Origin of the sequence: Flavobacterium psychrolimnae (genome assembly GCF_003312425.1) — a bacterium.
GTDB lineage: Bacteria > Bacteroidota > Bacteroidia > Flavobacteriales > Flavobacteriaceae > Flavobacterium > Flavobacterium psychrolimnae.
On record NZ_QNUX01000001.1, the window covers coordinates 190,361 to 211,610 of the forward strand.

General features: G+C 33.7%; 14 protein-coding genes. 3 read left to right on the forward strand and 11 right to left on the reverse strand.

The features are described 5' to 3' along the window. The first annotated feature begins 40 nt into the window (after nt 1–40). Nucleotides 41–1,501 carry a TonB-dependent receptor gene (locus tag DR980_RS00845; protein ID WP_113633376.1) on the forward strand — a complete coding sequence of 487 codons (1,461 nt, stop codon included), beginning with the start codon at nt 41–43 and terminating at the stop codon, nt 1,499–1,501. Nucleotides 1,502–1,648: 147 nt separating this feature from the next. On the opposite strand, the gene bcp is transcribed toward DR980_RS00845, so the two are convergent. Then, nucleotides 1,649–2,101 carry a thioredoxin-dependent thiol peroxidase gene (gene bcp, locus DR980_RS00850; RefSeq protein WP_113633377.1) on the reverse strand — a complete coding sequence of 151 codons (453 nt, stop codon included), beginning with the start codon at nt 2,099–2,101 and terminating at the stop codon, nt 1,649–1,651. Between the two features lie 88 nt (nt 2,102–2,189). Between bcp and DR980_RS00855 the strand changes: the two genes are divergently transcribed. Further along, nucleotides 2,190–2,840 (forward strand): endonuclease III domain-containing protein, encoded by a 651-nt coding sequence (locus DR980_RS00855; protein WP_113633378.1) that lies wholly within the window; start codon nt 2,190–2,192, stop codon nt 2,838–2,840. 108 nt (nt 2,841–2,948) lie between these two features. Here the strand turns inward: DR980_RS00855 and DR980_RS16275 are convergent, their stop codons facing one another. From DR980_RS16275 to DR980_RS00895, 9 genes are all read right to left on the reverse strand, one after another. After that, nucleotides 2,949–3,092 (reverse strand): hypothetical protein, encoded by a 144-nt coding sequence (locus tag DR980_RS16275; protein ID WP_165151563.1) that lies wholly within the window; start codon nt 3,090–3,092, stop codon nt 2,949–2,951. Nucleotides 3,093–3,144: 52 nt separating this feature from the next. Continuing rightward, the gene (locus DR980_RS00860; RefSeq protein ID WP_091171946.1) at nt 3,145–3,729 is read right to left on the reverse strand and encodes an RNA polymerase sigma factor; all 585 of its coding nucleotides are present in this window, start codon (nt 3,727–3,729) and stop codon (nt 3,145–3,147) included. A gap of 343 nt (nt 3,730–4,072) precedes the next feature. Further along, nucleotides 4,073–4,828 carry a glycoside hydrolase family 16 protein gene (locus DR980_RS00865; protein ID WP_113633379.1) on the reverse strand — a complete coding sequence of 252 codons (756 nt, stop codon included), beginning with the start codon at nt 4,826–4,828 and terminating at the stop codon, nt 4,073–4,075. Nucleotides 4,829–4,834: 6 nt separating this feature from the next. Continuing rightward, nucleotides 4,835–7,135 carry a beta-glucosidase BglX gene (bglX, locus tag DR980_RS00870; RefSeq protein WP_113633380.1) on the reverse strand — a complete coding sequence of 767 codons (2,301 nt, stop codon included), beginning with the start codon at nt 7,133–7,135 and terminating at the stop codon, nt 4,835–4,837. 170 nt (nt 7,136–7,305) lie between these two features. After that, a complete protein-coding gene (locus tag DR980_RS00875) occupies nt 7,306–9,108 on the reverse strand; it encodes a carbohydrate binding domain-containing protein (RefSeq protein WP_113633381.1) in 1,803 nt (600 codons plus the stop codon). Nucleotides 9,109–9,135: 27 nt separating this feature from the next. Next, nucleotides 9,136–9,975, reverse strand: a complete 840-nt coding sequence (locus DR980_RS00880) for a glycoside hydrolase family 16 protein (protein ID WP_113633382.1) — start codon at nt 9,973–9,975, stop codon at nt 9,136–9,138. A 35-nt stretch (nt 9,976–10,010) separates the two neighbouring features. After that, entirely contained in the window at nt 10,011–11,417 is a 1,407-nt protein-coding gene (locus DR980_RS00885) for a CIA30 family protein (RefSeq protein WP_113633383.1), read from the reverse strand. Nucleotides 11,418–11,429: 12 nt separating this feature from the next. After that, nucleotides 11,430–14,555 carry a glycoside hydrolase family 2 TIM barrel-domain containing protein gene (locus DR980_RS00890; RefSeq protein ID WP_113633384.1) on the reverse strand — a complete coding sequence of 1,042 codons (3,126 nt, stop codon included), beginning with the start codon at nt 14,553–14,555 and terminating at the stop codon, nt 11,430–11,432. 476 nt (nt 14,556–15,031) lie between these two features. Further along, the gene (locus tag DR980_RS00895) at nt 15,032–17,833 is read right to left on the reverse strand and encodes a triple tyrosine motif-containing protein (protein WP_113633385.1); all 2,802 of its coding nucleotides are present in this window, start codon (nt 17,831–17,833) and stop codon (nt 15,032–15,034) included. Nucleotides 17,834–18,020: 187 nt separating this feature from the next. On the opposite strand from DR980_RS00895, the gene uvrA reads away from it, so the two are divergent. Then, complete coding sequence (gene uvrA / locus DR980_RS00900) at nt 18,021–20,816, forward strand: excinuclease ABC subunit UvrA (protein WP_113633386.1); 2,796 nt, start codon at nt 18,021–18,023, stop codon at nt 20,814–20,816. 3 nt (nt 20,817–20,819) lie between these two features. Here uvrA and DR980_RS00905 read toward each other — a convergent pair whose 3' ends face one another. Beyond that, nucleotides 20,820–21,128 carry a hypothetical protein gene (locus DR980_RS00905; RefSeq protein ID WP_113633387.1) on the reverse strand — a complete coding sequence of 103 codons (309 nt, stop codon included), beginning with the start codon at nt 21,126–21,128 and terminating at the stop codon, nt 20,820–20,822. Nucleotides 21,129–21,250: the final 122 nt, after the last annotated feature.

The window sequence follows — 21,250 nt, forward strand, 5'->3', positions numbered from 1 at the left end:
TTTCATTAACTTTGCGAAATATTAGCCATATTAAAAGAAAATGGATACAGAAATAAAATTAAAAGGTGATAAAATCATCCAACAAATCCCTTCAATTAAAGATAAAGCACTTCGTATCAATTTGAACGAAAATATTTATGGAACTTTTGCTGAAATTGGAGCTGGACAGGAAACTGTAAGACATTTTTTTAGATCTGGTGGTTCTTCCGGAACAATCGCAAAAGCAATGTCAGCCTATGACAAAGATTTTAGTGATGCCGTTTATGGTATTGAAGAAGACGGTCGCTATGTCACTGAAAGCCGACTTAAAAAAATGCTTTCTCATGAAGTAAACCTAATAGAAAAAAGACTAAGTAGAGAAAAACATCCTAACAAAATGTTTTTTAGTTATGCCAATACCGTTGCCACTATTGATTTTGCCAAACAATTTAAAGGACACGGCTGGGTTGGAATAAGTTACCAAATTGAACCAGACGAAGATTACAACGAAATCATTCTTCACATTCGTTTTAAAGAAACTGATGTTCGTTTGCAACAGGAAACTCTTGGAATCCTTGGTGTAAACTTAATTTATGGGGCTTACTACAAATACAATGATCCAAAACGTCTTTTGCGTTATTTATACGATCATTTAGACAAAGATCAATTAGAAATTGACACGATAAATTTCTCAGGTCCCCGTTTCGCTGATGTAGACAATCGTTTAATGAGTTTACAATTAGTCAAAAACGGAATGACTGATGCGGTAATGTTTAATCCTGATGGAAAAAACATACTTCCTGCAGCTATTTTATACAAAAAAAACATACTTGCTTTTAGAGGAAGTTTTCGTCCGGTTACAAAAGTTAATATGGACATGTATGAGAAATCATTGAAAATGTTCTTAAACGAGAATAAAGTAAATGCTGAAAATACACTGGTAGTTTTTGAAATCACACTTTCAAATCTTCGTTCCGATGGTGAGATTGATGAAAGAGATTTCATGGATCGAGCTGAATTATTGTGTTCTCTTGGACAAACCGTAATGATTTCAAACTTTCAGGAATACTATAAAGTGGTGGAGTATTTTGCGAATTATACCAAAGCCAGAATGGGATTAGCCATGGGCGTAAATAATTTAATAGATATTTTTGACGAGAAATATTACCGACATTTAAGTGGTGGAATTCTGGAAGCTTTTGGAAAATTATTCTACCGCGATATGAAAGTATTCTTGTATCCAATGATTGGTGAAAATGGAGAAATTATTACATCCGAGAATTTGAAAGTACATCCAAGAATGAAAGAACTTTATAAATTCTTTAAATTCAATGGTAAAGTAGTTGATATTGACGATTATGACCCTTCAATTCTAGAAGTTTTCTCCCGTGAAGTTTTGAATATGATTAATCATGGAAAACCAGGTTGGGAACAAATGCTTCCTTCCGGTATTGCAGAAATAATTAAAGAACACAGACTTTTTGGATTTGATCCAAATAAAGTTTTGAACGAAAGCAACTAGTACATTAAAATCATAAAAAAGTCCAGAATTGCGGTAAATTATAACCTCAACTCTGGACTTTTCTTTGCATTTCAAAATCTAAATTCAGTTTTAGAAACTTAATTAAATTACACTAGCAACTAACTCCTAAAAACGCAACACTAATACTTATTTAAGTATTTGAGCTGCATGCGCCTTCGTTTTTACATCAGAAATTACTTCTTCGATGATTCCTTTTTCATCAATTACAAAAGTGGTTCTGTGGATTCCGTCATATTCTTTACCCATGAATTTTTTAGGTCCCCAAACTCCAAAAGCCTGAATTACAGATTTATCTTCATCAGCAAGTAATGGAAAAGGAAATTCATACTTGTCTTTGAATTTCGCTTGAGCTTTCGCTGAATCAGCACTTACACCTAACAACGCGTAATTATTAGCTTGAAATCTCTCAAAATTGTCTCTTAAATCACAAGCTTCAGCAGTACATCCCGGCGTATTTGCTTTTGGATAAAAGAAAACTACTAATTTTTTCCCTGAATAATCCGCTAATTGATGTGATTTTCCATCTTGATCTACGCCTGAAAAATTAGGTGCTTTATCTCCTTTTTTTAATGTTGTCATTATTTGTATTTTTTACTTATTTGAATTGAATTTGAATATTGCTATTGCAGTTGAAATTGTTTTTCTTTACAATCAAATTTAATGAATAATGAATAAACAAGAACGTGTAACTTTTGTTATAAATACGTTAAAAAAATTATATCCTACGATTCCAATTCCGCTGGATCATAAAGATCCATATACATTATTAATAGCTGTTCTGTTATCAGCACAATGTACAGATGTGCGAGTAAATCAGATTACGCCATTGCTTTTTGCAAAAGCGGATAATCCATACGATATGATCAAAATGTCTGTGGAGGAAATAAAGGAAATTATTCGCCCGTGTGGCTTATCGCCAATGAAATCTAAAGGAATTCATGGTTTATCACATATTTTAATTGACAAACACGGCGGAAAAGTACCTGAAAGTTTCGAATTTCTGGAAGAATTACCCGCCGTAGGACATAAAACAGCCAGTGTCGTGATGTCACAAGCATTTGGTGTTCCTGCGTTTCCTGTGGATACGCACATTCACCGCTTGATGTACCGCTGGAATTTAACCAATGGAAAAAACGTAGTCCAAACGGAGAAAGATGCCAAACGTCTTTTTCCTGAGGAAATCTGGAATGACTTGCATCTTCAGATTATTTGGTACGGAAGAGAATATTCTCCGGCTCGTGGTTGGAATTTAGAAAAAGATATAATTACGAAAACGATTGGCCGAAAAACAGTACTTGACGCTTATTATAAAAAATAAATTAACTAAATACAAAAAACCGCTGATTCCCATTAAGAATAAGCGGTTTTTATTTTAGTCAATACTTATTAGAATATTTAAACTGACTTTTCATCAATTAATACAATTCTAATTCGATATAATTTCGAAACTTTTATTATCTACTTTTATTATGGTTAACGCTTTGGAATAGCCTAATAAAAAAGAAATTGTTTCTTTACTTGGTTTCATCGTTTGGTAAACTAATGATTTTTTTGAGTAAGTTTTTGCCATATAGTAATACATATTTGTTTTCTATTACAACGCAGCAAATTTCAAGATATTGTTAATTGGTTAAAACAATTTGGTGTTTATCAATTACTTTTCTCAAATTCATCAAAGCATAACGCATTCTTCCTAAGGCGGTATTGATGCTCACTCCGGTAGATTCCGAAATTTCCTTGAAACTCATGTCTTGATACATTCGCATCACCAAAACTTCTTTTTGATCCGCTGGAAGTTCTTCAATTAATTTCTTCAAATCCATTTCTACTTGTTCCGATATTATTTTATTTTCTATCGTCAAAGAATCATCAGACATAATTGAGAAAATAGAAAATTCCTCTGTTTCTCTGAACATGGGCATTTTTTTCGTTTTACGGTAATGATCAACCACCAGATTATGGGAAATACGCATGACCCATGGCAAGAATTTACCTTCTTCATTATAGGAGTTTGATTTCAAAGTTTTAATCACTTTGATAAAGGTATCTTGAAAAATATCGTTGGTAATATCTCTGTCGGGGATTTTAGAATAAATAAATCCATAGATTTTTGATTCATGCCTTTTTATTAGTTTAGCTAAGGCATCCTCATTACCTGCGACATATTCCTTAACTAATGACGCGTCTGGGAGTTGTATATTAACCATAATAATACTTTTTAGTTTTAATTAAAATTGGAGAGTTTTCTCTAAAAAGTAGTTTTCTATTATAGGCTAAATTGGATTAGGTTCGTTAAGTTTTCAAATTTAACTAAATATTATTTTAACATGCAAGTAAAATTAATGAAAATTAACATATCATGAATAAAATTTGTTAAAATTTTTCTTCTTTTTTTCACATTTACTATACAAATAGCATGCCGTTGAATAAAAAGAATAGTTTATGTCAAGGAATTCTTAAAAATAAAAAAAAACCAAAATAAAGTCTGATTGTTAATGCATTAGAATCAAACTTTATTTTAGTTTTAACTATATTACTGATTATGTACGATTATTGGTAGACTCTGATGTAATCAACTATGAACTCCTGCGGTAGAATATTATCATCAACTTCTGGCCCACCAAAGTTTCCTCCTATTGCCATATTAATAATAAAATAAAAAGGCTGGTTATAAGGCCAAATTGCCTCTGTTTTATTTTTAGGCTGAAACGTATACACTAAAGTATCATCCACAAAAAAATCGATTTTGTCTTTCGTCCATTCTATAGCGTAAATGTGAAAACCTTCCTCAATATCATCAAATCTTGTTTTCTTGGTATTTATCGTATTTCCGTGGCTGTCCTGCGTGTGCAAAGAAGTAAAAACCATATTGGGTTCTTTCCCAACATATTCTAAAATATCGATTTCACCACATTTTGGCCAGCCAACTTCATTTATATTAGAACCTAACATCCACAAAGCAGGCCACACTCCTTGTCCAACAGGCAACTTTGCCCTGGCCTCAAAACGACCGTATTGAAACTCTTTTTTACCTTTGGTAGTGATGCGTGTCGAAGTGTATTTATCACCTTCTTTTTTACCTGTAATGACCAATTTGTTTTTAGCAAGCTTGTGATTTTGTTTCGTGTACAATTGTCTTTCGTTATTTCCCCAACCGCAATTAGGACAACCATCGCCAAGTTCAAAATTCCAACTCTTTTCGTTTAACGTTTTACCGCTGAAATTTTCTTCCCAAACTAATTTTCGTTTGTTCTGTTGTGCAAAAGAAAAATTAACCACAAGTAATAGTACCAATATTTTTTTCATTTTATTTTAATTAGAATATTGAAAATCACCTTCCAACTTTGTTACTGAACTGCCTCCGATGAATACTTTAAAGTCTCCAGCTTCTGCTTCCCATTTTCTATTGGCTGTAAAATATTCGATTGTTTTTTCATCGATTGTAAATACCACTTTTTTGGTCTCGTTAGGCTGTAATTCTATCATTTCAAACCCTTTCAGCTCTCTTACCGGACGCGTTATACTTCCTATCAAATCTCTAATATATAATTGAACGACTTCTTTTCCGGTAACTTTTCCAGTATTTTTTAAATTTACAGAAACTTCAATCTTACCATTTTTAGCAAATGTTTTGGATGATAATTGCAAATCCGAATATTCAAATTTAGAGTAACTTAAACCGTGACCAAAAGGATACAGAGGCGTATTCTTTTCATCGATATAATGCGACCAAAATACACTTTCTGGTTCGTTCATTACTGGCCTTCCCGTATTTTTATAATTGTAATAAATAGGAACCTGACCTACGTTTCTTGGGAAAGTCATTGGTAACTTTCCGCTTGGGTTGTAGTCACCATATAAAACCTGCGCAATGGCATTTCCACTTTGTGTTCCTAAATGCCAACCTTCCACTATTGCAGGAATATTTTCATCAGCCCAAGGAATCGCTAATGGACGACCATTATTTAAAATCAAAACTACATTAGGATTGACTTTGTAAATTGCTTCTAATAATTCTTGTTGGACACCCGGTAAACCAATATCGGTTCTGCTTCTTCCCTCACCTGATTGCAAACCGTGTTCTCCCAAAACCATAACTACTACGTCAGCTTGTTTTGCAGCGGCAATAGCTTCTGCAAATCCACTCTTATCCGTCGTATTTATTTTAGTTTCCCAAATGAACTGCGTTCTTCCCTCGGTTACATCGGCTCCTTTTACATAAGTAAGTTGATTTCCAGAGTACTTTTGTAATCCTTCCAGAACAGAAACTGCCGAATTATCGTCTGCAGCGATTCTCCAACTTCCCAATGGACTCGTTTTATCATTTGCCAAAGCACCAATTAAGGCGATTCTTTGACCTGATTTTTTAAGAGGTAATAATTCCTTTTCATTTTTTAAAAGCACGATAGACTTTTTGGCCATATCCAAAACTCCTTCATGAAAGGCCGCTTTTCCAACTGTTGCCAATTCTCTACTTTCATCACAATATTTGTATGGATCGTCAAACAAACCTAATTCGAACTTAACTTTCAAAATTCGTCTTGCAGCATCATCAATAACGCTTTCTTTGACTTTGCCTTCTTTGACTAATGCAACCAAATGTTCCACATACGAACTGGATTCCATATCCATATCTGAACCTGCATTAATCGCTATTTCAGCCGCTTGTTTGCTGTCCTTAGCAAAACCATGCGGAATCATTTCGTTGATGGAACCCCAATCCGAAACTACAAAACCATCAAATTTCCAATCTCTTTTTAAAACTTCTCTTTGTAAATAGGCATTTCCTGTTGCGGGAACGCCATTCAGTTCATTGAAAGAGTTCATAAACGTTCGTACACCTGCATCTACAGCCGCTTTAAAAGGTGGAAAAATGGTATTTTGCAACACCGTTTCACTTATATCAACCGTATTATAATCTCTTCCAGATTCGGCAAAAGCATATCCTGCAAAATGTTTGGCACAAGCCAAAATAGTGTTCACAGCCGATAAATCTTCGCCTTGAAAACCTTGTACACGTGCAACGGCAATTTTACTCCCTAAAAACGGATCCTCGCCGGCGCCTTCCATAACTCGTCCCCAGCGGGCATCTCTGGAAATATCAATCATGGGTGCAAAAGTCCAGTTCAGTCCTACGGCAGCGGCTTCTTCAGCAGCTATTGCAGCCGATTTTTTCATCGCTTCTAAATCCCAACTTGCTGCTTCAGCGAGCGGAATTGGACTAATCGTTTTATAACCGTGAATAACATCAAATCCAAAAAGCAAAGGAATCCCTAATCGGGTTTGTTCCACCGCTATTTTTTGCAATGCTTTTACATCTTTAACTCCTTTTACATTCAGCATCGATCCTACTAAACCTTTTTTTAAGTCCTCGTATTTTTTAGCTGCCTGACCTTCTTTTGGAGTTGGACCTGTAATATCCCAAAAACCGTTGTACTGATTGAGTTGCCCAACTTTTTCTTCGAGAGTCATCAGTTGAAGCACAGAATCCACTCTAGTCTCTAAAACATCTTCTTTAGAATATGAAACAGGCGATTTCAAGATTTTATTACTGCAACCTGCAACTATTAGAGCTGCTATAGCAAATGATGCTAACAAGGATTTATTTTTCATCTCTAAACTTTTTATATAATTAAAAGGCCGAAATAAATTCCGACCTTTTTATTTTCAATATTATCAAATTATTCTAGTTCTAAACTTGTAAAAAAACACCAGTCTAAACTAAAATTATATCTTATTTTGCATTAGCAAACGTACACTTTAACTATTTAAAAAACTTATATTTAATTAATAGTCACAGAAACGTTATCGATATTAGCAGTTACCTTACAACCTGCATCTCCACCACAAACTGCTTCAATTAAGAACGACAATCCTTTAGATACATCAGCGTTTGAAGGTATTGTATATGTACCCGTAAATGTTGTCCATGTTGAAGTTAAAGTTGGAGCTGGATTAAAAACATGTGTAAACGATGCTCCTGCAGCACCTTCACCAAAAAGCAGAACATTAAATACAGCACCTGGTTGTACAACAGAACCTTTAACATCAAACTTAACTGTGATTTTATCCCCAGATTTTACTGTTCCTGCACCAACAGCTTCTTGTTTAAAGGCTGGATTACTTGGACCATTTGTCACTAATTTACCTGACCAAGTACCACCATTATTACTTGTTGTATTATCTAAAGCAGCAGTACCTCCATTTTGAAAAACAATCCATCCAGAAAGCGCTCCTGTTTCAAAATCACTATTTTGTGCTAATCCGGTAGTCGTTCCTGAACCACCAGTACCTCCTCCTGAACCTTGTAAAAATAGGGATACATTATCAATATTTACTTCGCCAATTGCTGCACCTAAATCAAACAATACACGTGCATCGCTTGCGCCAAAGTTACTAGCTGTTACAGTAATTGTGTATTTCGTGCGAGTTGTAGTAATGTTTACTGTCTGAACCGTATTAGAAAAATCTCCTCCACTCAATCCTATTCCTGCTATTATAGATCTTGCTCTATCTGACCATGCATCAAAACTCAAAGTGTATGTTGCGCCTTGTACTATCGCTAATTTCTGGCTTACATTTACATCATAAGAATTTCCAGCCGCTGTAACATTTACCGAATAAAAAGTATCACCGTTTACAGTTTTAACTGGAGCAGGATCAGTACCAACTCCAATAATCCAAGAGCTGCTACCGCTTTCAAAATTACCATTAGTTAATAAACCATCATCAAATGCGCCAGGAGTAACTCCACCACCAGTTCCTGCATATACTTTAAGATCATCGAAATAGTAAGTATCTTTATTATTTGCATTCAAATCAAAGAAAAGAACAATTTTATTAAACTTATTGGTTTGAGAAGCTGCAAAAGGAAACGTTAATTCTTCCCACTCACTTGTTTTTGTTGTAGGTACTTCTAATTCTGTGTTATTATTTGGATTACCAATTTCTTCTAATTTGATTCTAACTTTAAAACCAGGTTTTGCCGAGTAAACTTTCATTTTCAATCCTCCATTGGTATTGAAATCTAATTTGGCATTTAAATTAATTTGTGTGTTATCCCAAGGATTGTTTCCTAATTTTGTGATTTTACCCACTTTACATGAACTATTTAATGCATTATCAAAACTAGGGTTTGACACCCATGCAAAATCAGCCCCGTCATTTACAATAGTTCCTGCTGCAGGTTCTGTTTTAAATGTCATATTTAAAGTTGCGGCATTTATCGATTCTAGTGCTTCAGTAGTACAAGGAGTAGTAGGAATTGTTATGGTAATTTCGTCCTCAAACGTATCCGAACCACCTGCTACATTATTTGCTATTAAAACGATAGTATACGTACCGGCAGCATACGACTTTATCGGATTTATTTCAGTAGAAGTCTCACCATCTCCAAAATCCCATTCGTAGTTTTTAGAATTCTCTGAGATATTTATAAATGTAACTGTTCCTGTTGCTGGATTTACTGTATAAGTAAATCCAGCAACCACTTTAGGATATTTAGAATCATCATTTGTACATCCAAATAAACATATCGTTAAGATCAAAATTGCAATTTGCTTAGCGCTATTGATTAAGTATTTCATAATTATTATATTTTGGGTTAATTGGTATTATTTTTTATAAACTCTTACGTAATCTACTAACATAGTTTGTGGAAAGACCGTTTCGCTATTAGGAGAACCAACAAAAGAGCCTCCTACAGCCAAATTAATTATAATGTAAAAAGGTTTGTCAAACACCCATTCTCCTGTCACATCACTAGGTGTAATTTGATTGTATAACACATCATCTACATAGAAGTTAATATATTCAGGTCCCCACTCTATGCCATAGACATGAAAACCAGTATCAAAACGATCATTTAAAAGATTATAACTTTTTGATATTGAATTCCCACCTGAATAACCTGGACCATGAACTGTTCCTAAAATTGTTGTAGGATTTTGTCCACGATATTCCATAATATCTATTTCCCCACATTGTGGCCAAACAACAGTATCGGAATTAGCCCCTAATAACCAAAAAGCAGGCCAGATCCCTTGCCCATAAGGCACTCGTATACGCGCTTCATATCGACCGTAAGCTTGTTCAAATTTACCTTTAGTCAACAATCTTGCAGAAGTATAGGAAGAACCATTAAAAGATTCTTTTCTTGCAGTGATAAGCAGTACACCATTTTGTACCGTTACATTTTCAGTGCGATCTGTGTAGTATTGCAACTCTCCATTTCCCCAACCATTATTTCCAGTTCCAATATTATAATTCCAAATTTCGCTATTTGGTTTACCATTAACATCAAACTCATCCGACATTACCAAATTATTAAATGTCGCTACTGTTTGCTTCTCATCAGTTGAACAACTAGAAAATACAAAAAAGGAAAAAACTACATAAAAAGGTATTATGGATAATTGTCGTGCTCTTATTTTAAATTGATTTATTTTATTCATCTTAAGTGTTTTTATTATTTATTAAAACCAATAAATTATTTATAGAAATATAGATTATCAAGTAAAAAATTAATATCTCCTACAAAAACAATTTGTGCTAAATTTCCCTTTTGCGAAGCAATATCACCAGTTAACGGAATGTTTATTGAAATCCATTGTCCAGGAGTTATTTGATTTGCTGGAACTGTATATGATATTTCTTTATCATCTACTGTTGGTCCCCCTGTAAAAACATTGGTATCAATTACACCATTAGCGCCTCTATCTCTTATTTTGACTACAAAAGGTGTATTTGTTGTATCTGCGGTCCAAATATCTAAATGAAGAAAACCCATTGTTGTCGCATTTATTGCAGGATTTTTGAACTCAATACCCACATAATTTAAATCCGAATAGTATTTAAAATTATCAAAACCAACTTTTATATCAGACGTTTTAGTTGTTGAACCATCATAAAATCCATTAAAAAAATCAACTGGTACATTTGTATAAGCATTGCTAAACAACGATATTACATTAGCTGCTGCTTGAGTTGGCACAGGTGCAGAACCAAAACTACCAGAAGCTTCAATTGTCAAGGAACCTGACGCTTTAACACCTGCTACAGCAGCGGTTATTTTGGCTGTACCAAATCCAACAATTGTAACGATTCCTAACTCACTAACTCTTGCAACCTCAATATTTGAGGAACTAAATTTAAAGTAAGAAGGTGCTGCCAAAACAGTTTGATTTATACCCGAAGCCAAATTATAAGTTTGAGTCAGACCATCAATTGTAACATTTGAACCAATGAAACTATTTTCCTTTTTATCAACACCATTAAAAATAGCAGGTTTTGGTTGTGCAACAGTCCCTAATTTTTCATATTTCAATTCATCAATCCAAAAAGTATATCCATTACCATTCTCAGCTCCTTCAGCATACCAAAACATTCCCTTTTCAAGAGTCAATTTAGTAGCATCAGGTATAGGAATTATAACTTTAGTCCAATTTGTAGATAAAGGAACATTAGTCATTGTGACTAAATATTTATTCTCCCCAAAATCGTTCCCAAGACCCACTTCATTTAAAGTTGCTGCTTGTGTGGATTTAATCCAAAAAGTCAATGCATCATAATCCGATAAATCACGTCCCGTAGCATCCGGGAAAATTGCCCCTGCAAAGGCACCATTAGGATCACCTACAGTAGGAACGTCAAATCGCATTGATGCCGTACCTTTATATTTTACCTCTTGGTCTACTGTAAATGCATTTGCTTTTGAACCACTAAAGGGGAAATAATTTAGACCTCCACTAAAACCATCGATAAAAACTTCAGCTGTTTTAGGAAACGTTGCAAACTCAACATCATCGGAAAGCTCTCTTTCGCATCCAACTGTTACAATGAGTATCAATCCCAGTAGGAATATGATTTTTGAATCTCTATAGTTACTCTTTTTCATATTTTATTTTTATTATTTTCCAATATTAATATGTATGTATGTTCTAATTTCCCATTCATTTCCGTTAGGGAATCCTACTGGACTTATTATCGGTGAAGTGGCAAATTCATCAGCAACATTTGGAAGGTAGCGTGGAGAATATTGATCAAGTGTACGCCACGTTCCACGAATACCAATTTTAGTGTCAGGTAATATAAACCAATTAGGCTTTCCTAATGAAGTAGATAAATCTAGCATCAACTGCAAAGGATACGTCAAGTTAAAATCTCGATGATAATCAAATGGTCCCCAATCATTAAGTTTTATAGAACTTACTAATTTCGATTTATTATAGATAACTCGTATGTCACCTCCCAGACGCTCCACTAATCTAGCATCACCACCATTTGCTTGGGCATTTCCAAAGTAAATATTACCTATTAATCCAAAATCCGGAGTTAACTTAGAAACTATACGTGTATTTGATTCCCATAAGTCATGTGCAGGAGCAGAAGTAGGAAAAGCAAACGTTTGTCGCCCATCAGCAAGAATTCCAACAGCAGCATCTTGAGTAGTTGGTAAATGACGAAATACAAATCCGGTACTTACTGCAAACTTAGCGTCCTCAGTCATGTCATTATCCCATTCATACATCCAAGTCGCAGGTGTTGGATCATAAGTCAGCAATAATTCTCCTCCCACTGTTTCTCTATTTCCTCTTACAGCAAATGGATCATCTTGAATATTTCGTAATCTTCCTGGCGCTTGCACATCATTTGGCATAGCCGCCACAATTGGTTTTTGCCACAAAAAGTTTGGAGCAATTTGGAAATTTCCAGTGGTATAAGTAAATCCGGAAAGAACATTTACTTGGTTTCCACTTCCACTGTCTTTTAATCTCCAGCCGGTAAATGTTCTGGTATAATCAGCACCACCATTAGCGACTAAGCCCATAGCTGCAGCTTGTCCGTACCAATTGAATGAACCTTTGGAATACGTTAATTTAGCTTTTCCTCCCCAATTATCAGTTGATTTAACTTCATCAGTATAAATTACATAATTTCCTGGTTGTCCTTCAGTAAATTGAAATCTTCTACCATTTAGAGGTTGTCCACCCCAAATAGCACCGAGCTCAACACCTAAATCTCCAAATTTAGTTTTTGAATAAATAGAAAGTCTTCTTGTTTTAGGTAGTGGAACCGCAATTGATGAAACAGCTTCCGGAGCATCAGCAATATCTTCATGATAAATACCCGCAAGATCAAACATACCAAGTTTTGTAGCGTATTTCAATAAAACTGCTGGATTTGCACCCCACCATAATTGTGGTCCGAAAGCAGCTTTAAAACCTTTTAATGCTCTTTTACCATCAATTTCAAAACCAGAAGTTTCTCCATTATAAATATCTAAATTTGCTCCATAATTTGCCTCAGGATACAATCCGAAAAAATCGCCTTCGTAACCCCAATGATAATGGCCTGTCCTGTAGAAACCTCTTAATTCAAAATCTTTAGCATCCCAAGTGTAACTTGCATTGTAGACTTTAACTCTATTTATATCATCTAATAAAAGAGGACCGTTATCAGTTAATACAGTTCTACTACGACCACGGTTTTCATAAAAAACTTCATCAATTGGATTTTCAGCAACATTACCAAGTATGCTGAAATTGACATTGGCACGCATGTTTGAGGAAGGATTACCTTCAACTCCTACAAAAAAGGATTGCATGTGGTCAAATCCAAGCTTTTTAGGATATACAGTTGATTCAGGATCTGCAGTTTTCGGAGTTGTAATTAAACTTCCACCTGTATTAAATGTAGTAAACTCAGCTCTCATGTTACTAATACGAATTTTTTCGCTACCACCACCCAATAGCGCAGCTTTATCTCCACGAGCTTTTAAAACAGCATCCATTAACTGAATATTTGCAAAAGAATTTTGTATGCTCTCAAGATTTTCGCCTGAAGCGTATGGATTTACATTATGTGCTTGCTTCAATGCATAATAAGCTGCACGTGGATAAAGATCATATAAGCCACGTTCATTTGTTGGTCCTTTGGCACAAATACCAAACCACTCTTCATTCATATTATTATTAGTACCTTCTAAATCCAATGAGTATCCTCCATTCGACCAAGAGGCATTATTATCATGGATGTCTAGATTTTTAGTTTGACCATATTTCCACCAACCATCACTAAATTGAAACGTAAAACCTCCAAGTGAATTTCCCGCTTTACCAATTCCTGCTGCATTTTCATAAATTTCTTTCCAGTTTCCCACCATGTAATATGCCTGAGACTTTTGATCCTCACTATTATTAATGGTATTAAATGCATCAGCTCCAAATTCTGTAAATAAAATAGGCTTATTTATTTCATTTTTAACTTTTGCAAAAGCATCACCAAAAGAAACACCACGATACATATTAGTACCTAAAATGTCAATGTCCGGACATTCCGTTTTAATGATGTCTAAAAACAATAAGTCTCCATTACAAATCGCTATAGGATGTGAGGCATCAATTTGTTTCATTTCTAAAACAGCTTCATTGAAAAGCTTATATAATGAATGTGCTCTTACAGTAGATTTTCGATCTTCTAACGGAATGTTTTCCGTTTCAGCACCATCCCAAAAAAGACCATAGTTATTTTCATTTCCTAATAAGAATAATAAAAGTCCTGGAGTATTTTTATATTCTTGAACCATATCTTTTGTTTCTTTCAAAAGTAATTTACGAGTTCGAGAATCAGAATATTCGGTATTAGGCACCCAATTTCCATTTAAAGTTAGTCCGTAACGTCCAAAAGAATGGTTAAGCATAGTATAAATACCATATTTTTCATAAATATATTGAATCCATTTTGGTTGGACACCCGTGTATTGACGAATTACATTAACTCCCATGTTTTTCAATAAACCCATTTCAGAGTCAAGAGCAGCTTTAATAACATCATCTGGTTGTTTCCATAGACTATAGGAAAAATTAGTCCCAATAGGATAATAATCCCAGTTCATACCGTTGATCATAAAATCTTTTCCATCAACAACTAATTTCATTCCCTTCTCGTTAGAAACGACCGAAACGTTATTAGACTGCGCAATAACAGTTGTTGTTATTAAGAAAAATAGTAATCTTAGAATATTGATTTTCATATTTTAATAAATTTAATTTGATTCTTTCAAAAATTATTGAACGATATTTATTTTAGTGTAATGAGCAAATAAAGTATAAATCATTTTTCACTTATAGTTTCTTGCTTACATTTTTATATTAATCCGAATTGCAAAAACTCTTAACTATTTGGACTAATTTCTATTTATCAATATTGGTTTATAAAGACAAGAACTTGTCTTCAATAATAAGTAAGTACTAATGTAAATTGGTTTCTTCATTTTTTGGCTTTTTATGATATTATAAAATTAATCGGAAACACTAATAATAAATCAAAAAGAACCTCAACAAAAAACATACAATGCAAAAAATTCACTATTTAATTTACAATACTTAAAAAAGCATTGAAAATTAAGAAGAAATTGTGATAACCGTTTTTTCTACAAAACAAAAAAACCACAACAATAACGTTAATGTTGTGGTAATGTATAGTTCTATTTGAGGGAATTGAAGAAAACTATACAGCTAATATGTACTCAACAAGCCCTTGTTCATGCGCTAATTCCATTTTTTTACGCAAACGATATCTTTTTATTTCGACACTTCGTACTGAAATATTTAACAAAGGCGCTACTTCTTTCGAAGAAAGATTCAATCTCAAGTAGGCACATAATCTCAAATCATTTGGTGTTAAGGCTGGGTGAGCCACTTTCATCTTTTTCAAAAAGTCTTTATCTGCGTTGTCAAAAGCTTCCTTAAAAACACTCCAACTATCGCCTTCTGTAATGTTCTTGTTAATTGTAGAAATGACAGATTTTATGCTTCTGTTCCCATCATCTGGTGTTTTCTTTAAATCATCTTTAATGAACGCCAATAACTCATTTTTACTATTCAAACTCATCGTTGAAACAGCCAACTCTCTATTTTTGGTATCTACATCTTGCGAAAGTTGTTCGTTTTTGATGCGCATCAATTCCTGCTCGTTCTCCAATTCTTTAATTTCCAATAAAAGATTATTCTCTTCTATCAGTTTTTCCTTTTGTTTTTGATAGTAATTTTTATATGCCTTATGGATAAATCGAGCCATTACAATCATAAAAAATAAATATACTAACAGTGCAATATGGGTTAAATACCAAGGTTTTTCAACAGTGAAAGAATATACCGCTATATCTTCCAGAGTAGAATTAGCAAATTTAGTTCTGACCTTAAAAGTATATTCACCGGGAGGAAGGTTTTTAAAATTTACCGTTGATTTCGCACTCCATTCACTCCAATCGTCTTGAAATCCTTCTAATAAATATTGAAATTCAGCATTAATGTATTTATTAAATTCAGGAACCGTGTAATTTATAGTAATGTTATTTTCATCATAATTAAAACTGCCTTCTCCCTGAATCGAACGATTTTCAGTGCTTTCATTCAGCTTATTTGTAGTAATTGCGGAAATAGAGACGTTATGGTTTTTAAAACTCAACTCGTTAAGATTTAAAATATAATATCCGTCAGTCGTTCCAATCAAATAATTAGAATTAGAAATTTGGGTAATATTTTCATAGCCCAACATCGAATTTGTTAACGAAGCTGGAATAGGAATCACATTTTGTTTTAGTTGATTACTCAATTTACTCAATGAAAAATAATGGATGTAATTTTTTGAAAACAACCATATCTTGTTAGAATTATCCACAATTAATTTTCCAGAAGTATATTCATCTTTTTCAAAAACAGCACTTAATAATGCATCTTTACTGAATTGTTTTGTCTTTTCATTAAATTTAAAAATACCTTCTTTATTTGCATAATAGATGATGTTATTGAACTTTGTTAAACTGGCATTTTTTCCCTTTGTGGGGGTTTTATAGGTAACAAAAGGTTTCGTTTTCAACAATTTACTGTCTAATTCCAGTCTGTAAACTCCTTTGTATTCATGACTTACAAACACATTTAAGTCATTTGTGATTTCAAAATATTTAGCAGAATAATCAAATCCGGCAATTTTATTTCTAAAAGCCCATTGATTATTAATTTTTGCCAAAACTGAAATTCCATAGTAATTCCCTTGAAGCAAAAGTCCTTTTTGATTGGGTACCGTTTCAAACTTCCAAGTTCCTGATGCTGAAAATATATTTTTCGCCACAGCATTTTCAATCACAAATGTCCCCGAATCATGACCGCAAAAAAGCGTCCCATCGTGTTCAAACAATGACCAAACCTGTCCTTTAGTTCCATTTACAAATTTGAAGTCATCTTTACTCTTATAACTTTTATAAAATAGACCTTGATTCGTTCCTACATACAAAGTTCCATTGTACAGTTTTGAAGTGTAAACCGTTCCCAGAATTCCCGTGTCATCAACAAAATTTTGTATTGGAGATTGCAGATTAATGCAATTGATTCCGTTGTCTAATCCTACCCAAAGATTTTTATCAGCATCTTCATATAAAGAAAGCGCAGTATTATTAGTCAATCCTTTGTTTTGAGTGATGTGATATTTAATTTTTCCGCTATTGTTTAAAATAAATATACCATTAGAAACGGTTCCCAAAGCAAAACTCCCGTCCGAAAGCAATTGACTGCTATACACGCTACTGGCTGCCAATTCCGAGTCAACATCAGTAGAAAATTTAGTTAATGAAGTTCCTATGAGTTTATAAAATCCATTCTGCTGTGTTTGAATCAAAAGCCCTTCATCAATAGCAAAAACATTGACAATTTTATTGCTTTGCAAAATTGGATTATTAGAAACTAACCGTGCTTTTCCGCTTTCTATTTCAAAAAGTCCTTCATTGATTGTTTGAAAGTAAATGGCGTTTTTTGTTCGAAATGATTTGGTAATATTATTTTTGGGAGTAATAATTTTGAAACCACCTGTTTTAGTATCGTAAATATAAATTCTGTTCAAGGATTGAAAAATTACCCATTGATCATAATTTAATATGTTCCAAAATTGTTCATCATCAAGAATCTTATTTTTTAATGTTTTACTTAGAGAAGTGTATTTTAATTTCCCATTTGCTTGTCGGGTCCAAAAACCAAATTCCATATAACAACCCGTGAAAATTTTATTCCCAATTACTTTCACGGAACGAACAATCGTTTCATTTGGCGATGGATATAACTCCCAATTAGATCCATTGAACTCTAATAAACCTTCATTATTAGCAAAAAAAACATAATGATTTTGATCTTGCGCAATCATCCAGTTTTGGTTTCCCGCACCATAGGTAGTTGACGTATATTTTACAATTGGCGGTAACTCTTGCGAAAACGCACAAAAAGAAAATAAAAAAAGAATGAAGTAAAGTTTTGTTTTCAAAGGGTCTTGTTGTTAATTTTTTTTCAAAAATAAACCTAAAATTAGTATTTATTTACGGGATAGAAAACATAAAAACCATACAAGAAGGAAAAAGAGATTTCAGACGGCCTTTTAAACATTATTTGTGAGTTGTTCAATCCCTTTTCTCTGTCGAAAATTGATTACTTTTGTAAAAATTATCATTTTTATGCAAGTTGACCTTTCGAAATTAGATCCAAAGAAAAATATCATCATAAAAGGCGCACAAGTACATAACTTAAAAAATGTAGATGTAGCCATTCCCCGAAATAAATTAGTGGTTATAACAGGACTTTCGGGTTCTGGAAAATCAAGTTTGGCTTTTGATACTTTATATGCCGAAGGGCAACGTCGTTATGTAGAAAGTTTGTCTTCTTATGCAAGACAATTTCTTGGACGATTGGACAAACCAAAAGTAGAATACATCAAAGGAATTGCTCCTGCGATTGCAATCGAACAAAAGGTGAATACTACAAATGCACGTTCTACGGTAGGAACCTCAACAGAAATATACGATTATGTTAAATTGCTTTTCGCCAGAATCGGAAGAACGTATTCCCCTATTTCAGGTCGTGAAGTCAAAAAAAACACGGTTACTGATGTGGTTTCCGATGTAAAAACGTTTGAATTAGACAGTAAATGGTTGCTGCTTGCGCCGATTCATTTGGAAGAAGGACGAAAATTGGAAGACAAACTAAAAGTCCTTTTGCAACAAGGATTTGCCCGAATATTAGTAAATAATGAAATGGTCCGTTTGGACGATTTACCAGATTCATTAGATAAAAAAGAAATTTTCTTAATCATTGACCGAATTGTCATTAATCACGACACTTCAGGCGAAGAAGAATTTTATAATAGATTGGCTGATGCAGTGCAAACTGCTTTCTTTGAAGGAAAAGGAATTTGCCATTTACAAGAATTAAACTCCGATAAAAAGTATTCCTATTCTAATAATTTTGAATTAGACGGCATTACATTTCTGGAACCCAACGTTCATTTATTCAGTTTTAACAATCCTTATGGAGCGTGTCCTGTTTGCGAAGGCTATGGAAATATTATAGGAATTGATGCCGAATTAGTCGTGCCAAATACCACTTTATCCGTTTTTGAAAACGCAATATTCCCTTGGAGAGGCGAAAGCATGAGTTGGTACAAAGATGAATTGGTCAACAAGGCGTACAAATTTGATTTTCCAATACACAAACCATACTACCAATTATCCGAAGACCAAAAAGAATTGATTTGGAATGGAAATAGCTATTTTCAGGGTTTAAATGACTTTTTCAAAGAGCTAGAGGAAAAGAATTACAAAATACAAAACAGAGTCATGCTTTCGCGTTACAGAGGCAAAACCAAATGTCATTCCTGCAAAGGAAAACGTTTAAGAGTTGAAGCTTCCTACGTGAAAATCAATGAAAAAACAGTCTCCGATTTAGTTGATTTGCCTATCAAACATTTGGTTACCTTTTTCAAAAACATTGATTTAGATGTTTATGAAAAACAAATTGCGAAACGCTTATTAGTGGAAATCAACAACCGTTTGTCCTTTTTAACTGAAGTAGGACTAGATTATCTGACATTAAACAGGAATTCAGCAACGCTTTCGGGAGGAGAATCGCAGCGTATCAATTTAGCGACTTCGCTTGGAAGTAGTTTAGTGGGTTCTATGTATATTTTGGATGAGCCAAGTATTGGTTTACACCCAAAAGACACAGAGCGCTTGATAAAAGTTCTGCTTTCTTTACGTGATTTAGGAAACACGGTAATTGTAGTAGAACACGATGAAGATATAATGAAAGCCGCTGATATGATTATAGATATTGGTCCGGAAGCTGGAACTCTAGGAGGTCATTTAGTCGCCCAAGGCACTTATAATGAAATATTAAAATCAACTTCACTTACCGCAAAATATTTGAATGGAGATTTAGAAATTACCGTGCCTAAAAAACGAAGATTATTTAAAAATTTTATAGAAATAAAAGGAGCCAGAGAAAATAATCTTCAAAATATTGATGTTACTTTTCCATTGGATGTATTAACGGTAATTACCGGAGTTTCTGGAAGCGGAAAAAGTACTTTGGTAAAGAAAATTCTTTTTCCGGCCATGCAGAAAAAGCTAGAAAATGTAGGCGAAAAAGCAGGACAGTTTACTGAAATGACCGGTTCGTTTTCGCAAATTAAACATATAGAATATGTAGATCAAAACCCAATAGGAAGAAGTTCCCGTTCTAATCCTGTGACCTACATCAAGGCCTACGATGATATTCGGGAATTGTATGCCAAGGAAAAATTATCAAAAATAAGAGGGTATCAAGCCAAACATTTCTCTTTTAATGTTGATGGTGGAAGATGCGAAACCTGCAAAGGAGAAGGATCTATAAACGTGGAAATGGTTTTCATGGCCGATGTCCAACTGCCTTGTGAAACCTGCAACGGGAAACGATTTAAGAAAGAAGTACTAGAAGTAGCTTTTGAAGGCAAAAACATTCACGATATTCTAACGATGACTATTGATGATGCTATTGCCTTTTTTATAGATAATAAACAAACTAAAATCACTCAGAAATTACAGCCGTTGCAAGATGTGGGATTGGGTTATGTTCAGTTGGGACAATCCTCTTCTACACTTTCTGGTGGAGAAGCGCAGCGTATAAAACTAGCTTCATTTCTAGTGAAAGGAGCAACCAAAGACAAAGCTTTATTCGTTTTTGACGAACCTACAACCGGATTGCATTTTCATGATATCAAGAAACTACTGGCTTCCTTTGATGCATTGATAGACAAAGGACATTCGATTATTGTTATCGAACACAACCTTGATTTGATAAAATGCGCGGATTGGATTATTGATTTAGGACCTGAAGGAGGAGAAAATGGAGGAAAATTACTCGCGGTAGGAACTCCAGAACAAGTTGTAAAAATGAAAGAATCTGTTACAGGAAAATATTTGAAGGATAAATTATAAACATTACCCCATATAACATTTCTCTTCAAATGGATTTCCGTCTTCATCAATTGCTATAAGTATTTTTTTAGCTTTTGATGAAACTTGTGTAATATATATCCAGGCTATTGACCAAAGTCCAAGAGTAGCACAAAAGATGCAAAAATTAAAAACATGGTCTACCTTCTTTTTCTTTTTTAATAATACCGCATAAGGCAATTTATCATTTCGTTCTAAAACTACAAATCCATTATTTGTTTTATCATTTAGAATAGATGTAAATTTAATTAGATCAGCATCATTTGTATTTTTTGGGGAAGAACTATTTTTCATTACGATTTGTCTATTTTTTGTTGTTATACTTTTAAATAACTTTTACAAAAATAATAGCAAAATTAAAATTCCACAATACCCACTTTTAGTGATATTTCAAATATTTAAATAAAAAGACTTTT

What these genes read in the sequence shown, in the direction of transcription:
- DR980_RS00865 (WP_113633379.1), bottom strand. Translation starts at nt 4,828, where the DNA reads ATGAAAAAAATATTGGTACTATTACTTGTGGTTAATTTTTCTTTTGCA.
- DR980_RS16275 (WP_165151563.1), bottom strand. Translation starts at nt 3,092, where the DNA reads ATGGCAAAAACTTACTCAAAAAAATCATTAGTTTACCAAACGATGAAA.
- uvrA (WP_113633386.1), top strand. Translation starts at nt 18,021, where the DNA reads ATGCAAGTTGACCTTTCGAAATTAGATCCAAAGAAAAATATCATCATA.
- DR980_RS00860 (WP_091171946.1), bottom strand. Translation starts at nt 3,729, where the DNA reads ATGGTTAATATACAACTCCCAGACGCGTCATTAGTTAAGGAATATGTC.
- DR980_RS00845 (WP_113633376.1), top strand. Translation starts at nt 41, where the DNA reads ATGGATACAGAAATAAAATTAAAAGGTGATAAAATCATCCAACAAATC.
- bcp (WP_113633377.1), bottom strand. Translation starts at nt 2,101, where the DNA reads ATGACAACATTAAAAAAAGGAGATAAAGCACCTAATTTTTCAGGCGTA.
- DR980_RS00855 (WP_113633378.1), top strand. Translation starts at nt 2,190, where the DNA reads ATGAATAAACAAGAACGTGTAACTTTTGTTATAAATACGTTAAAAAAA.
- DR980_RS00875 (WP_113633381.1), bottom strand. Translation starts at nt 9,108, where the DNA reads ATGAAATACTTAATCAATAGCGCTAAGCAAATTGCAATTTTGATCTTA.
- DR980_RS00885 (WP_113633383.1), bottom strand. Translation starts at nt 11,417, where the DNA reads ATGAAAAAGAGTAACTATAGAGATTCAAAAATCATATTCCTACTGGGA.
- DR980_RS00890 (WP_113633384.1), bottom strand. Translation starts at nt 14,555, where the DNA reads ATGAAAATCAATATTCTAAGATTACTATTTTTCTTAATAACAACAACT.
- DR980_RS00905 (WP_113633387.1), bottom strand. Translation starts at nt 21,128, where the DNA reads ATGAAAAATAGTTCTTCCCCAAAAAATACAAATGATGCTGATCTAATT.
- DR980_RS00880 (WP_113633382.1), bottom strand. Translation starts at nt 9,975, where the DNA reads ATGAATAAAATAAATCAATTTAAAATAAGAGCACGACAATTATCCATA.
- bglX (WP_113633380.1), bottom strand. Translation starts at nt 7,135, where the DNA reads ATGAAAAATAAATCCTTGTTAGCATCATTTGCTATAGCAGCTCTAATA.